Genomic DNA, 13,696 nt, shown 5'->3' with positions numbered 1-13,696 from the left:
GGCAAGACAACAACAAGAGAACAATTGGAAGATGGATCCCATGGCACACGTACAACGTTTCGACCACATCGGTATTACCGTCGCGGACCTCGACTCCGCAACGGCGTTCTTCGTCGGACTGGGTCTAGAGCTAGAGGGCACCGGGTCCGTGGAGGGTGAATTCGTGGAGACCGTCTGTGGCATCCCCGGCGCGCACTGTCAGATCGCAATGCTGCGGCCACCGGGCGAAGGATCCCGGCTGGAGCTCTCGTCCTTCGTTACGCCCGATCACGTGCCCGGATCGCCAACGGCGATGGCCAACGAGCTTGGGCTGCGCAATGTGTCCTTCGAGGTCGGCGACCTCCAGGCGGCCGTCGACGCGGTGGCTGCGGACGGGTACGGGCTCATCGGCGGTATCGGTGAGTACGAGAACAGCGTGCGGATGGCCTACGTGCGTGGGCCAGAAGGGATCATCGTGTCCCTGTTCGAGCAGATCGGCTGACTGGCTTGCGCCTGACCCACATAGTGCGGACATAACCTCTCGCTCAGCGATTGGATTCCGAGCGAGCTGGCACACTCGTCAGGGTGAGTCCTGCCGAACCGAACCGTCGACGTCGAATCCTGATCTGGATTGCCGGGGTACTCGGCATCGTTGTTGTGGTCGGTGCCGTCGTTGTGGCATTCGCACCCTCGCGTTACTTGCCGTGGGATACTGCCGATTTCCCGGAAGTTGATGCGAGCAGACTCTCCTCGGATCAAGTGCGCGTACTCGAATTACTGCAGTCCGAGCATGAGCAGGACCGTCCAGGCACCTTCTACTCCGAGGGAATTGACGAGGAATGGTGCGCTGATTTTGTCAGCTGGATCATGCGAGAGGCCGGACGCCCGCTCTCCAATCCGAACTCCGGAAGTTGGCGTATTCCAGGTGTTTACACCCTCCAGGAGTATTACCAGGGAATTGACGCCTACGCCGAGAACGACGGCAGTTACACACCTGAAATCGGCGACGTCGTGATCTACGACAGTTCACGATGGTCCGGTCAGCACACCAATATTGTTGTATCCGTCGACGGAGACAAGGCAATCACCGTAGGTGGCAACGAGTTCGGGAAGGTTCGAGTACACGATTTGGATTGGGCATCCGATTCTGCGGTCGTGGGTTTCGGTCTCTTTACCCCCGATTCAACCTCGTAGTAGGGGTAGGGCTGGGATTCGTCTGCCGCCGCGCTGGCGTATTCGCCGTATTTATTGGCGCTGGTGGGAGCTGTTTTCCCATTCCCGACGCAAGTTCCTAAGGCTAACCTAATTAACATGACCCGACTTCTTTCTCCGACCACCACCGATCGTGACTACTGGGCGATCGTGAACAACCTGACCCGACGCGGATTCTTCGGCGTCGGAGCAGGCGTTGCCGCCGCTGCATTTCTAGCCGCTTGCAGCAGTTCAGAGGGTGCGACGACCGAAAACGCGGAGACCTTCGAGTTCACGCGCGGCGACGAGAAGCTGATCATTCCGACGGACCCGCAGAATGTGGTTGCTCTCGATCCGCGAGACGGCCTCGAACTCTCGATCCTCGCCGGATACCCGGTGACCGCCTACCCCGCCGGCGCCGCTGAACATCTCCGTCGTGAAGTTCCTGGTGCCACAGGCGTCGAGATCTTCGCCGAAGGTGCTTCGGATCCCAACTTCGAGTACATCTCGACCCTCGGTGCAGACCTTCTTGTCCTCAGTGCCGGGTGGTGGGACACCGGGTCGTACGGCAACGACCGGATGCAGCAGATCGCACCAGTCCTGCCCGTCGGCAAGGACTTCACCCCGGAGTGGCGAAAGGTCATGTCGGACTTCCTCACCGGCATCGGGCGCAGCGATCGCGCCGAAGAAGTACTCGCCGAGTACGACGCCCATGTGGCTCAGGTCCGCCCTACCGTCGAACCGCTGATGGCCGGCAAGAAGGTTGCCTTCGTTGCCGCCGCAGAGGATCAGATCGCGTGGTTCCAGAACGATTTCCGCACCGCCGTCGCCGAGGACCTGGGGTTCGAGGTGCTCCGTGAGGGCCCCGACCTTCGCGTGATGCTCGGGTCGGAGCAGTTCAACCGTCTCGAAGAAGCTGACGTCATCTTCGCCTTGGATCGCAGCGCCTCCGGCAGCGTGTACACCTCGCCCACATGGCAGCGACTGCCGGCGGCGCAGGCCGGTCGAGTGATTCCCTTCGACTACTACAAGGCCGCGGGATACGCCTTGACCGCCAAGGTGCTGGTCGACGACTTGGCGGCCGGGGTCAAGCGCTAGAACTATCTTTTCAGCAGGGCGCGGATCGCGTCGACCACGTCGGTGGGCGCCTCCTCTGCCATGAAGTGACCTGCGGACAGCGTGCGGTGCTCGAGATCGGGCGCCCACGCTTTCCACAGGGCCTCGGCGTCGTAGCCGAGCATCGAACCCCAGTCCTGCTGGATGGCGGTGACCGGCATACGCAGCTGGTGGCCTGAATCGCGATCAGCCTGATCGTGTTCGACGTCTATGCCTGCCGACGCGCGGTAATCGGCAACGATCGACGGCACCGCCTCCCGCGAGGCCCGCAGGTACTCCGCTCGCACGTCAGCCGGAATTGCTTCGCGATCAGTCGTCCAGACGTCGAGAAAATACTCGAAGAACGTGTCGGCGCTGGCGCTGATCATCTGTTCGGGGAGGCCAGGTGGCTGAGCCATCAAGTAGAGATGGAATGCCACGGCCGCATTCGATCCATGCAGGATGTCCCACATATCCAAGGTGGGCAGCACGTCCAGTGAACCGAGGTGTGTGATCACATCCGGATGATCCAGCCCGGCTCTGATGGCAACCAATGCACCTCGATCGTGGCCGACGAGAGCGAATCTCTCGTGTCCCAGATTCTGCGCCACCTCGACGACGTCGGCAGCCATTGTTCTTTTGGAGTAGGTGTCGGGGCTTTTCTCGACAGGCTTGTCGCTGGCTCCGTATCCGCGGAGATCCGGGCAGATGACGGTGTGATCCGACGCCAATTCGGTGGCCACGTGACGCCACATGAGATGGGTCTGAGGAAAGCCGTGAAGAAGGACGAGCGGTGCGCCGCTTCCGCCGATCGCGAAGTTGAGCCGCACGCCGTCGTGGGTGGAAATCTGCTGGTAGTCGAAGCCTGGGATGGTGATCGTCATCGGTCGCTCTCGTTTGTCGGGGTGATGGCAATCAGCATCGCCGCATTCGATGAGCATTCGATGAGCGCGATAGCGTGGGGACATGCGAGACCACACAGTTGGAAGGCCGGTTTTCGGAGTGCTGGGTCCGGTGGTCGCGTGGAATAACTCGGGAGACCTGATCGATCTGAAGGGCCCACGACACCGAGCTGTCCTCGCTCGCCTGATCGTTGCCCGCGGCCGTGTAGTTCCGGTGGACGTGATTGTCGACGACCTCTGGGTCGATCCTCCGGCCGGAGCGACCAGCGCACTACGTACGTTCGTCTCGGCGCTGCGACGTGCGCTCGAACCCGGTCGTCCGCCTCGAACGAAGCCGAAAGTTATTGTGACGGAAGGGCGCGGCTATGCCATTCAGGCCGCACCCGAAGCGGTCGATGCCTGGAAATTCGAGAGTCTGGTGCGGGAAGCCGCAGATTCATCGCCAGCGCAAACACTCGAACTGCTCCGAACCGCCCTCGAGTTGTGGCGAGGGCCGGCATACGCGGAGTTCACCGAAGAACCCTGGGCTCGATCGGAGCGTTCACGCATGGAGGAACTGCGTCTGACAGCCGTCGAACGCTTGGCCTCTGCCCAACTGGATCTCGGGCAGACCACCGAAGCGATTCCCGATCTGGATGCCCATATGACGGAACACCCTTGGCGAGAAGATGGTTGGCGACTGCTAGCTCTCGCGCTGTACCGCTCCGACCGTCAGGGCGAGGCCCTGGCTGTCCTGCGTCGCGCACGAAAGTTACTCGCCGAGGAACTCGGCATCGACCCTGGTCCGCGACTGACCGACCTCGAGTCCGACATACTTCGACGAGAGGGGCATCTGGATCCTGGAGCGGCAGAGCAGATCTTCAGTCAGGTGTCTGCAGCGTACGACCGAACCGTAGCGGCGGGATCGAAGTCGAGATTGGAGTCCACTGTCGGACTGCTCCGAAGTTTGGCAGTTGCGGGCGGAAGCGGACTGGAGACTGCTCGAAACCAGCGACTGGCAATCATCAGTGCCGCTGAACAATTGGACGACGTCGAACTCACCGCACGGATTATCGGTAATTACGACGTGCCTGCCATCTGGACGCGATCCGACGATCCGGGGCAGGCTGCTCAGATCGTCGAGGCCGCTCAGCGCACCATCGATCGACTTCCTGACGGGAACGACCTCGCTCGGGCAAGACTCTTGGCGACAATCGCACTCGAATCACGCGGACTTGCCGGCGACCCCGGATTCGAACCTGCCCGCGCTGCCGTTCAGATCGCCCGCTCCCTCGACGACCCCGGACTTCTTGCCTTCACACTCAACGGGTTGTTCATACAGAGTTTCTGGCGAACTGGTCTGGCTCCAGAGCGCGACGCCATCGGGGGTGAACTGATAACGCTCTCCGCTCGGCACGATCTGGCCACCTTCGAAATTCTCGGGCATCTGGTGCGTATGCAAGCTCTCGGCGCACTCGGGCAATTCGATGCCGCTGAACAACATGCCGACGCAGTGGATCGGTTGGCCGGACGTCACGAGCGTCCGTTGGCAGCGGTATTCACCACCTGGTTCCGCGCGATGCGAATTGCCGCCACCGGCGCGGACGTGTCGCACTGCGAGGAGCTGTACGAAGCCGCGGCGGTCTGTCTTCCCGGTTCCGGCATGCCCGGGCTCGAGGACGGAATTCTCCCGCTGGCAATTCTCGCACTCCGAGTCTGGCACGGCGTGCCGGCGGCCTTCGACGCCGATACGAACTGGGGCCAGTACGAGCCCTGGGCTCGGCCACATCTGCTTCTCGCGCAGGGGAAAGTGAACGAGGCCGCAGAAGCGGTGCGCGCGTTGCCCAACCCGCCGAACGACCTACTTTCCGAAGCGCTGTGGTGCCTTATCGCAGCAGCTTCCGTCGCGGTCGGTGACCGTCAGGTCATGGAACGAGCGCGGGCTGCTCTTATGTCTGCTGAAGACGAAATTGCCGGTGCGGGCAGTGGAATGCTCACTGTCGGCCGGGTCTCGGACCATCTTGCTGGGCTTAACGAGCACACCTGAGGTCCCGGTCGGTGATCGCCGCGGACGGGATTCATCCGCGATGGGTGATGTCTTCCCTAAATGGGTACTCGAGACTTAGAGAGGGAAGTGCTTTCTCGTCGAAAGGAACGCTGATGACTGCTCCACCACGAGAACCCGCCGAACACCCTGTCAAGCAGGGGTTCGCGGTCGGTACGACGTTCGCGGCGGCGATTCTGCTGCTGACAGCCGGCATCGTTGCCCTGCTGCAGGGGATCGCTGCTGTCGCCGACAACAATCTGTTTGTCGTCGGAATCAACTACACCTACAAGTTCGATATCTCGACGTGGGGTTGGATCCACATCGTTCTGGGCATCATCGGAATTGTGGTCTCCCTTGGCCTCTTCACGGGTGCGGTGTGGGCAAGAGCGTCGGCAATCGTGATTGCGTCACTCTCCATCATCGCGAACTTCTTGTGGCTCCCGTACTACCCGATGTGGTCGATCCTGGTGATTGCGCTTGACATCGTGGTCATTTGGGCAGTCGCAACGTGGGATACCGCGTAGATCATCGCGTCAGAAACTGTGGCCCCGGCTGATTCCCCCAGTCGGGGCCACAGTCATGTGAATGTCGATCAGTCTGGGAGTCTGCGTAATTCGGCGACGGTCAGTCCCAGCGAATCGAGCCGTGCCATGATGCTCCGCATGGCGCTGTGATCGGCAACGGGACCGTACAGGCTGGTGTAGCCACCGGCGGTTGGTGCAACACTCAATTCGGGGAACGCAGCTTTCACGCGATCCGACACTTCGCCGTCGATGAGAAATTGGTAGCGAGTGGGAGCAGTCATCGTTTCTCTCTCCCATCACACGTGTTGCGCATCGATTTAGTCTGTACCCATTTATTTTTACGTTGCCACGTGGTGAATACGTCATCCCCTTCGGGTGAATGCCGGACATGCGGCCACGACGTCTCATCGGGACAGCATCCTCTTCCAGGGTTCTCGCTGGTGTTCATCCTTTTTGTGTGAGGTCGAATCCGACTGTTTTCCCTAGTCTCTAGCGGGAGAGAGAAGAGGCCGAAATGGGTTCTGTCATCGGAGATCTGTTGCCACTCGCGTTGGGAGTGGCAATCTCGCCGATTCCGATCATCGCGGCCATCCTGATGCTCCTGTCCAAGCGAGCAGGAAGTACCAGCATCGGTTTTGCCTTGGGTTGGTTACTCGGAATCGTCGTTGCAACAGTAATATTCGTTCTCCTGTCGAATCAATTGGAGAAATCCTCCGATTCTTCGGCTGGTGTTTCGTGGATCAAGATCGCCTTGGGTGTTCTCCTGCTTGCGTTCGGCGCAAAGCAGTGGCGCGGACGCGGCGGTGAACATGAGACTCCCAAATGGATGCAGGCCATTGACGACATGACGGCAGCCAAGGGATTCGGCCTCGGATTCGCACTGGCCGCGGTCAACCCCAAAAATCTGATGATGTGTATCGCCGCAGGTGTCTCGATCGGTGCTGCATCGTTGCCGACCGGGCAGGTAGTCATCGCCGTCGCGGTTTTCACCGTCATCGCGGCATCGACTGTCTGTCTACCCGTGATCGGGTATCTGATCGCGGCGGATCGTTTGCGCACCCCGTTGGCAGAGTTGAAGGTCTGGCTGCAGGCGAACAACGCGACGGTGATGAGCGTGCTGATCCTGGTCATCGGAGTTGTGCTGATCGGCAAGGGAATCGGCGGATTCTAACCGAGCGGAGGTAGTCATGGGGTCGTTGTTGTTGCAGCAGATTCCGCTGGCGCTCGGCATCATCATGAGCCCACTTGCGATAGTGGCTGTAGTCGCAGTGTTGTTCTCCGAGCGGGCGCGGATCAACAGCATCGCGTATCTCGTCGGATGGTTCCTCGGAATCATTGTGTCGCTGGCCGTCTCGTTTGCAATTTTGACAGCGCTGGAAGTTCATCAGCGGACACACCCGCCGCTGTGGGTACCTATCCTGCACTTGATCCTCGGAACGGTACTTCTGGGCGGGGCCTGGTTCGTGTACACCCGTAGTCATCGGCGGATGCAGGCAATGGCGGCGGCAACCGGACCGGGTGACATTGCCGCGGCGGCCCCTCAGTTGCCGAAGATGCTGCAATCGGTGGAACATTTCTCACCGTGGCGCTCCGGTGTTCTCGGCTTTGCTCTCTTCGTCCTCAATCCCATCGACATGTCCTGTGCCATAGCAGCGGCCATGAATTTTCGATTGAGCAGCGCAGCACCGTCCGCGGAGTGGGCATCCGCTGTTGTGTTCGCGCTGGTATCGGCTAGTTCGGTCGCAGTTCCGGTCGCGCTGCTCCTGATCAAGAAGGAGAAGGCAACAGAGCCGTTGCAGCGTATTCGGACGTGGATCGCCACCAATACCCATCTGCTGAACGTCGGACTGCTGATCTTGATCTCGGCAATGCAGATAAGCAAAGGGATCCAAGGACTATGAGCACTCGACACACGCACACCCCGCTTGTCTTCGGTTCGCTGGCCGGCTATCAACGTGCGTGGCTGCGGCCCGACATCATCGCCGGGCTCACGGTCTGGGCGGTGCTGGTGCCGGAAGCCCTGGCATACGCCACCATTGCCGGCGTCCCACCCGTTGTGGGGCTTTACGCAGCAGTGCCCGCGCTGGTTCTCTATGCGGCCGCTGGTAGTTCACGCCACCTTGTTGTCGGTCCGATGTCGGCAACCGCGGCATTGTCTGCTGCATTGATCGCTCCATTTGCCGGTGGCGACGACTCACGTTTTGTTGCCCTGTCTGTCGGACTTGCCGTCGTCACCGGTCTGGTCGGGTTGCTCGCCGGATTTGTGCGGCTGGGATTCATCGCCTCGTTCATCTCCGAACCGGTGCTCAAGGGGTTCATCGTCGGATTGGCGCTGACCATCATCATCGGGCAAGTTCCGAAGCTACTGGGCGTCGAGAAGGGCGAAGGTAATTTCTTCGTACAAGCCGCGACGGTTGTGCGTGAGTTGGGGAGCGTCGACGGACTCACGGTTTTTGTCGGATTACTCAGCCTGACTTTGGTGTTGGCGGTCAAGAGGTGGTTGCCGCTGGTTCCAGGGTCACTCCTGGTCGTTCTGCTGGGCATCACGGCGGTTGCACTGTTCGGCCTCGACGATCGGGGCATCGACATTGTCGGCCACATCGACGCGGGGCTGCCGAGCGTCGGGCTACCGGAGGGAGTGCGAGCCGAGGATTACCTGGACTTGATCGGACCGGCCATCGGCGTGCTGCTCATCGGTTTTGCCGAAGGTCTCGGCGCAGCAAAGACATACGCAGCCAAGGCCGGTTACACCGTCGACGCGAACCGGGAACTGACTGGACTCGGTGCCGCGAACTTGGGAGCCGGCCTGTGCTCGGGCATGGTGGTCAACGGCAGTCTCTCCAAGACGGCAGTCAATGGTGGGGCCGGAGCCAAGACGCAGGTCAGTGGGCTCACGGTTGCAGTGCTCACGGTGCTGACACTTCTCTTTCTCACCGGGTTGTTCGAGAAACTGCCCGAAGCGACACTCGCTGCCGTGGTGATCGCCGCCGTGGTCGAGTTGGTCGACTTCGCCTCTCTCGCAGCGCTGTACCGGGTGTGGACCAAGCGGTTGGGCAGCATCTACGGCGTGGCGGCACGTGCCGATTTCGCGGCAGCCGTAGCGGCTATGTTCGGTGTGCTGCTCTTCGACACATTGCCGGGTTTGATCATCGGAATCGCCGTGTCGATGTTGCTGCTTCTGTACCGCGTCTCCAAACCGCATGTGGCAGAACTGGCCAAGAGCGGCTCGCGATGGGTGGACATTGCAGCTCATCCGGAATTGCAGCCTTCCGACGGCGTGATCGTCGTGCGAGTGGAAGCCGGCCTGTTCTTTGCCAACGCCGATCATGTTCGAGACCGGATCGACGATCTTGTCACCGACGGTACGTCCATGATCATCCTCGACGCCGAGACATCGCCGTTCATCGATGTGAGCGGTGCGCAAATGCTCGAACAGTTGCGGGATTCGCTGGCACGGAAGAACATCGTGTTCCGGGTGGCCCGCGACGTTGGGCAGTTCAGGGACGTTCTTGCCGGTACGCCTGGTGGTGGTGTGAAACTCGATGTCTACCCGAGCGTCGCGGAAGCCATGGCTGATCCCAATGATCGCCGGAGTTCATGATCGACCCGAGCTCACGATCCTCGCAGCCAACGCCCCAACGGCCCGTCGTCTTTGGCAACTGATCCCACGATCGTTCCGGCGACGACAACAATCGCGGAGAAGACGAACAACCAACTGATGAGCGTGAACATCACTCCGAGAAGACCGAATTGGTCTTGCGATGTGCGCGTGATCCGCGGAAGGAAGAGGGTGCTGGCAACGTGAAGGGCACTCAGGCCGGTGGCCGTCAACAGCCCGGAGCCGATGCACATCCGGGTGGTCATCCGGTTGGCTGTCAGCAGCATCGGAACCAATGTCCAGACCAGTGCCCATACGCCGTAGACGGCCGTGAATCCGAGCAATTGACCCACTGCGGGAATCGAATCCAACTTGTGACACACCGCGGCGATGGCAACCGAACCTGCGATGACAAAAACGACGGCGAGCCACCGCCAGGCTTGTCGAAGCGTGGCAATCGGTACATGCCAGATCCGCCCGTACATCCGACCCAGTGCTCGGGCATACGACGTCGAACTGATCAGCAGCATCAGCAGACCCACGATGCCGAAAGCTGTCGCGGATCCGGTGGTGACATCGCTCGGTGGGAATTCGGCGCCGAGATTGTCGCGCGCTGCGTCCGAGAGTGGTTGCAGACGTTGAAGGGTTGATGCGGCGATCATCACCGGCAGCAGGGACGTGAATGCCTGCGCCGCAAGGGTCATCGCACTGTCCACCAACCCGACTTCGACGATGTCGAACGTAACGCGCGACGCGAGCCGTCGACGAGGTGTGACGGTCACCCACACCTTCATGCGGTCGCGGGTGTCGTTGTAGATCTGCGGGGGCAACTGCATGCGCTTCGGGCGGCGCGTCTGCTCAGATGAGTCCGCCACGCCGCGCGGCTTTCAGAGCGTCGCGACGATTACTGACGTCGAGTTTGCGGTAGATCCCGCGCAGGTGGGTCTTGATGGTGTTGACCGAGAGGAACAGGGTTTCCGCGATCGATTCCGTGGTGTCGCCCGAAGCGAGTTCGCGCAGTACCGTGTACTCGCCCGGAGTCAGAATCGGAGCGATGGCAAGTTCATGTGGTTGCAGGTGTGACCGTACGCGCTCGGCAAACAGTTCTTGGTCTCCGAAATGTCCGGTGAAATCATCAAGGATTCCTCGCAGGGCGCGACCGTAATCGAGGAAGGGGCGCAGAAGGTTTCCGTGCTCGGCGGCGCGTAATGCGTCGTGCAGTGATCGAAATGCCTTGCGTGGTTGGTGATTGGCGGAATGAATGACGGATTGCAACACCGATGTGTAGATGCCGTGAGCGAGTAGTGGGTGTTCGGGTGATTCCACAGCGGCGGTCAACTCGGCCTGTGCCTCGGTTAGCTTGCCGCCGGCCAGTCGCAGAGACGACAACGCCAAGTGTGCCTCGGCGGTAGCGCCGAATTGCTGTGACGCGTCGTGTATCAGCCGGCTCGCCCAGTCCAATTCGCCCACCGAGAGGCAGACACTGACCACGGTGGGTAGCAGTGCGGATGTCGCGATCGGGAAGGTCCCCAGTTCGATGGCTTTGATCATGGCATCACGGATGTCCGCGGCAGTCGAGCGTCGATCGTCAGAGGTGTCGAGTCGACACAATCCGAAAGTGATGACACTGTGCCAGCCGAATGCGGGCATGCTGACGCCGAGAACATCAGCCTGGCGGCAGTTTTCGATGGTGGGGATCCGATACGGGAGATCCGGTGAACTGCAGAGATATGTGCCGAGGGCTGCTACCGATGTTGCCAACTCGTACTCCGCGGTGCCCATGAGATTATGCTCGCCAGCGTAGGTCAGGGCGTGTGTGATGTGGGCGATCATCGCTTCGATGTCGCCGTTCATGGCGGCCGAGAATCCGATACCGGTGAGGGCTCTCAGCACTAAACTGCTTCGGCCACGAAGCATTCCGAGTGCGGCGGCCTCGGTGTATTCGGTGCTTGCGCGCTCGAAGTCGCGGTCGAGGAAGTATCCGGTCGCAGTTTGCAGGTGTGCAAACGCTTCGATGTCGGAGTGAGTGCTGCGTTGCCGTTCGGCGTGCCCGGCGACTGCGGTGTCGAATCCCGCGCCGGCGTACAGAGCCTGCAGCTTCAACGCGCAGAACAGCGGGTCGCCATCCAGCCCGGATGACGCAGTTTCGAGGAAATTCAGGTACGTCCTGGCCGTAGTCACGTCACCGCTGTGGAGGGCTGAGGCGGCGAGGAGCATTCGAGTGCGCGGTGACTCGGATACGAGAGTAGGTACCGACTCGAGTATTCGGGTCAGATCGCTGCCGTATCCGTCCAGAACGAGCCCGAGGCCGCAGCGATCGAGGAAGGCGATAATACGTTCCGGATCACCGATGGAGGCTTCGAGTTCGAGTGCTTCGAGTTCGTGTTGATGCGCCTCGAACCACGTTGCGGCCTCATGGTGCGCTCGGATGCGTTCGTTCTGATCGACCCGGCGAAACTCTGCGCGAAGGTGTTCGCGCAGCAGTGGATGGTAACTGAACCAAGTTGTGTGATCGGTTGAATCGGTGCGTGTGAGTGGCAAATTGAACTGAATCAGTGTGTCGATTTCCGTCACTGCGTCTTCGTCGGTGATCGCCTCTGCCAAGTCGACGGAAAATGCTTCGGCCACAGAGGTCTTGAGCATGAACTTCGTGAGATGGGTGGGGAGTGCGGCCAAGACCTCGTCCACCAGGAAATCGGCAACCGGCCTGGGGGTGTGTGTGAATTCGTCGACGGCATCCGCGGTGTCACCTCGTCCTGCGAGATAGGTAGCAGCCAACCGAACCACGGCGCCCCATCCCTTGGTGAACGATTCGATGAGCGCAAGCTGTCGTTGGTCCAGTTCGATGTCGTATTCGCCTAACAGCACGCTGATTTCGTCGCTGTCGAATGCAAGATCATGTGCTTCGAATCGAGTCAGACGACCGTCGAGGGCTAGGCGATGCCAGGTCAAAGGAGGTTCGTACCTGGCCGCGAGAACGATCGTGAGGTTCGGCGGTGCGTCCGCGAGAACCTGGTCGAGGGTGCTGATCGACATCGGACCGTGAAGGGCATGAACGTCATCGAGAATCAGCGTGATCGGTTTTCCGCTGGCCTCGATCGCTTTCATGAAGCGGGAGTGCCAGAACTGCGTCGGTGCACCGCATGCGACGGGTTCGACATGCGTGGCCAGTGCTTCGGCGAGGGAGGTGCACAACACTTGCGCGTTGTTCTCACGCTCCGCCAACGTCAGCCAGGAAACCGCTGCGGGAGCCTGTTTACGGGCCCAGTCGGCCAGCAGCAGTGTCTTGCCTGCCCCAGCAGGGGCGCACAGTAAGTTCACCGCGCGAGCGTGATGTGCGGCTGAGAGCTTGCGATGCAGACGGGGGCGCGAGATGACATTGGAGATCGCCGACGGAGGACGGAAGCGGTTCTCGTTTTCGCGCGCGGCTATACCTGGACCCGACAATCTAGCCGTCGAAACGGATGCACGAACCGAGCTGCTCATCAAACTCCTGAAGTTGGTGAGTGCGACGCGGTGTAGTCCCGTTACGGCAATTACCCAAACCGGACGTTTGCTAATCAGCGGGCAAGAAGATGGTGACCAAGGTCCCGGTGCGAGGTGTATCGGCCATTTCCGATTGTGGAACACTGTTAACGGTGAATCGGAAGTCGGGAATCGTTCTTGTCGCAGGCGTTGTTCTTGCCGTGGCTGGTTGTGGTTCGGCGGCGTCACCTGCAACTTCGCCTTCGGCGTCCGTCGCTTCTGCCGAAGCATCCACGTCATCAGAGCCATCGGTTGCCTCGGCTCGGTCGACTCCTGAATCCGAGCGGGCGTTGATCGCGGCCACCAAATCCAACGACGTGGAGGTGGCAACCGCCCTGATCCTGGCCGGTGCCGACGTGAACGCCAAGGATTCCATTCAGGATTCGGCCTTCCTGTACGCCGGAGCGGAAGGTTTGAACCAGATTCTCGCGTTGACGCTCAGTCACGGAGCGGATGTCCGCAGTGTCAACCGATTCGGTGGCACCGCTTTGATTCCCGCCAGCGAGCACGCGCACGTCGACACGGTTCGGATGCTGATCGCGGCCGGAGTGCCTGTCAATCACATCAACGACCCGGGGTGGACGGCTTTGCTCGAGGCTGTTGTCTACGGTGACGGTTCGCCGCGCTACCTCGACGTGATCACACAGCTGCTCGACGCCGGGGCGGATCAGGAGATCAGGGACGCACGCGGACGGACAGCGTTGGAGAACGCGCAGAATCTGGGACAGGCCGATGTTGCTGCGCTGCTGACTTCTCGGCGCTGACGGAATCAATACGGAGTTCTGACCCGTCGGTTTTCATCGGTGGGATGGGGGTATTCCGCTGGGCGTGATGTCTCGCCCGAGCTGATCGCCCA

The 13,696-nt window shown here is 60.7% G+C and carries 13 protein-coding genes; 9 read left to right on the top strand and 4 right to left on the bottom strand.

Annotation, left to right across the window (positions count from 1 at the left end; all coding sequences use genetic code 11):
• Nucleotides 1-40 precede the first annotated feature (40 nt).
• The 3 genes from FEZ60_RS23510 (at nucleotide 41) to FEZ60_RS23500 (ending at nucleotide 2,268) form a co-directional block, all read left to right on the top strand.
• Complete coding sequence (locus FEZ60_RS23510; protein WP_033233714.1) at nucleotides 41-481, top strand: VOC family protein; 441 nt, start codon at nucleotides 41-43, stop codon at nucleotides 479-481.
• An 83-nt stretch (nucleotides 482-564) separates the two neighbouring features.
• The gene (locus FEZ60_RS23505) at nucleotides 565-1,173 is read left to right on the top strand and encodes a CHAP domain-containing protein (protein ID WP_172937116.1); all 609 of its coding nucleotides are present in this window, start codon (nucleotides 565-567) and stop codon (nucleotides 1,171-1,173) included.
• A gap of 117 nt (nucleotides 1,174-1,290) precedes the next feature.
• Nucleotides 1,291-2,268, top strand: a complete 978-nt coding sequence (locus FEZ60_RS23500) for an ABC transporter substrate-binding protein (protein ID WP_045065601.1) — start codon at nucleotides 1,291-1,293, stop codon at nucleotides 2,266-2,268.
• Between the two features lie 2 nt (nucleotides 2,269-2,270).
• On the opposite strand, the gene FEZ60_RS23495 is transcribed toward FEZ60_RS23500, so the two are convergent.
• Entirely contained in the window at nucleotides 2,271-3,149 is an 879-nt protein-coding gene (locus tag FEZ60_RS23495) for an alpha/beta hydrolase (protein ID WP_172937115.1), read from the bottom strand.
• A gap of 82 nt (nucleotides 3,150-3,231) precedes the next feature.
• On the opposite strand from FEZ60_RS23495, the gene FEZ60_RS23490 reads away from it, so the two are divergent.
• On the top strand, nucleotides 3,232-5,193 hold the full coding sequence (locus FEZ60_RS23490) for a BTAD domain-containing putative transcriptional regulator (RefSeq protein WP_172937114.1): 1,962 nt from the start codon (nucleotides 3,232-3,234) through the stop codon (nucleotides 5,191-5,193).
• 113 nt (nucleotides 5,194-5,306) lie between these two features.
• Nucleotides 5,307-5,717, top strand: a complete 411-nt coding sequence (locus FEZ60_RS23485) for a hypothetical protein (protein ID WP_033233710.1) — start codon at nucleotides 5,307-5,309, stop codon at nucleotides 5,715-5,717.
• Nucleotides 5,718-5,785: 68 nt separating this feature from the next.
• Here the strand turns inward: FEZ60_RS23485 and FEZ60_RS23480 are convergent, their stop codons facing one another.
• Complete coding sequence (locus FEZ60_RS23480; protein WP_045065598.1) at nucleotides 5,786-5,998, bottom strand: hypothetical protein; 213 nt, start codon at nucleotides 5,996-5,998, stop codon at nucleotides 5,786-5,788.
• Between the two features lie 233 nt (nucleotides 5,999-6,231).
• Here FEZ60_RS23480 and FEZ60_RS23475 point away from each other — a divergent pair, with 233 nt between their 5' ends.
• The 3 genes from FEZ60_RS23475 to FEZ60_RS23465 are packed head-to-tail and all read left to right on the top strand — an operon-like array spanning nucleotide 6,232 to nucleotide 9,318.
• Nucleotides 6,232-6,888, top strand: a complete 657-nt coding sequence (locus FEZ60_RS23475) for a GAP family protein (protein WP_033233708.1) — start codon at nucleotides 6,232-6,234, stop codon at nucleotides 6,886-6,888.
• A gap of 16 nt (nucleotides 6,889-6,904) precedes the next feature.
• Nucleotides 6,905-7,618, top strand: coding sequence for a GAP family protein (locus tag FEZ60_RS23470; RefSeq protein WP_033233707.1), 714 nt, complete (start codon nucleotides 6,905-6,907; stop codon nucleotides 7,616-7,618).
• The gene (locus FEZ60_RS23465) at nucleotides 7,615-9,318 is read left to right on the top strand and encodes a SulP family inorganic anion transporter (protein ID WP_172937113.1); all 1,704 of its coding nucleotides are present in this window, start codon (nucleotides 7,615-7,617) and stop codon (nucleotides 9,316-9,318) included. Before FEZ60_RS23470 ends, FEZ60_RS23465 begins: the two co-directional genes overlap by 4 nt.
• An 11-nt stretch (nucleotides 9,319-9,329) precedes the next feature.
• Here FEZ60_RS23465 and FEZ60_RS23460 read toward each other — a convergent pair whose 3' ends face one another.
• Nucleotides 9,330-10,190 carry a hypothetical protein gene (locus FEZ60_RS23460; protein ID WP_230590098.1) on the bottom strand — a complete coding sequence of 287 codons (861 nt, stop codon included), beginning with the start codon at nucleotides 10,188-10,190 and terminating at the stop codon, nucleotides 9,330-9,332.
• Nucleotides 10,174-12,801 (bottom strand): LuxR C-terminal-related transcriptional regulator, encoded by a 2,628-nt coding sequence (locus tag FEZ60_RS23455; protein WP_172937112.1) that lies wholly within the window; start codon nucleotides 12,799-12,801, stop codon nucleotides 10,174-10,176. Before FEZ60_RS23455 ends, FEZ60_RS23460 begins: the two co-directional genes overlap by 17 nt.
• Nucleotides 12,802-12,953: 152 nt before the next feature.
• On the opposite strand from FEZ60_RS23455, the gene FEZ60_RS23450 reads away from it, so the two are divergent.
• Nucleotides 12,954-13,604: an ankyrin repeat domain-containing protein gene (locus FEZ60_RS23450; RefSeq protein WP_233366271.1), complete on the top strand. Its 651-nt coding sequence runs from the start codon at nucleotides 12,954-12,956 to the stop codon at nucleotides 13,602-13,604.
• Nucleotides 13,605-13,696 lie beyond the last annotated feature (92 nt).

This window comes from Rhodococcus sp. MS16, assembly GCF_013277795.1.
Lineage (GTDB): Bacteria > Actinomycetota > Actinomycetes > Mycobacteriales > Mycobacteriaceae > Rhodococcus_F > Rhodococcus_F globerula.
The sequence above is the reverse complement of the archived record's forward strand: the minus strand, read 5'-3'. Positions and strand labels throughout refer to the sequence as shown.

Excerpts from the sequence above, each read along its gene's own strand:
- FEZ60_RS23510 (WP_033233714.1), top strand. The coding sequence starts at position 41 with ATGGCACACGTACAACGTTTCGACCACATCGGTATTACCGTCGCGGAC.
- FEZ60_RS23500 (WP_045065601.1), top strand. The coding sequence starts at position 1,291 with ATGACCCGACTTCTTTCTCCGACCACCACCGATCGTGACTACTGGGCG.
- FEZ60_RS23495 (WP_172937115.1), bottom strand. The coding sequence starts at position 3,149 with ATGACGATCACCATCCCAGGCTTCGACTACCAGCAGATTTCCACCCAC.
- FEZ60_RS23490 (WP_172937114.1), top strand. The coding sequence starts at position 3,232 with ATGCGAGACCACACAGTTGGAAGGCCGGTTTTCGGAGTGCTGGGTCCG.
- FEZ60_RS23485 (WP_033233710.1), top strand. The coding sequence starts at position 5,307 with ATGACTGCTCCACCACGAGAACCCGCCGAACACCCTGTCAAGCAGGGG.
- FEZ60_RS23480 (WP_045065598.1), bottom strand. The coding sequence starts at position 5,998 with ATGACTGCTCCCACTCGCTACCAATTTCTCATCGACGGCGAAGTGTCG.
- FEZ60_RS23475 (WP_033233708.1), top strand. The coding sequence starts at position 6,232 with ATGGGTTCTGTCATCGGAGATCTGTTGCCACTCGCGTTGGGAGTGGCA.
- FEZ60_RS23470 (WP_033233707.1), top strand. The coding sequence starts at position 6,905 with ATGGGGTCGTTGTTGTTGCAGCAGATTCCGCTGGCGCTCGGCATCATC.
- FEZ60_RS23465 (WP_172937113.1), top strand. The coding sequence starts at position 7,615 with ATGAGCACTCGACACACGCACACCCCGCTTGTCTTCGGTTCGCTGGCC.
- FEZ60_RS23455 (WP_172937112.1), bottom strand. The coding sequence starts at position 12,801 with ATGAGCAGCTCGGTTCGTGCATCCGTTTCGACGGCTAGATTGTCGGGT.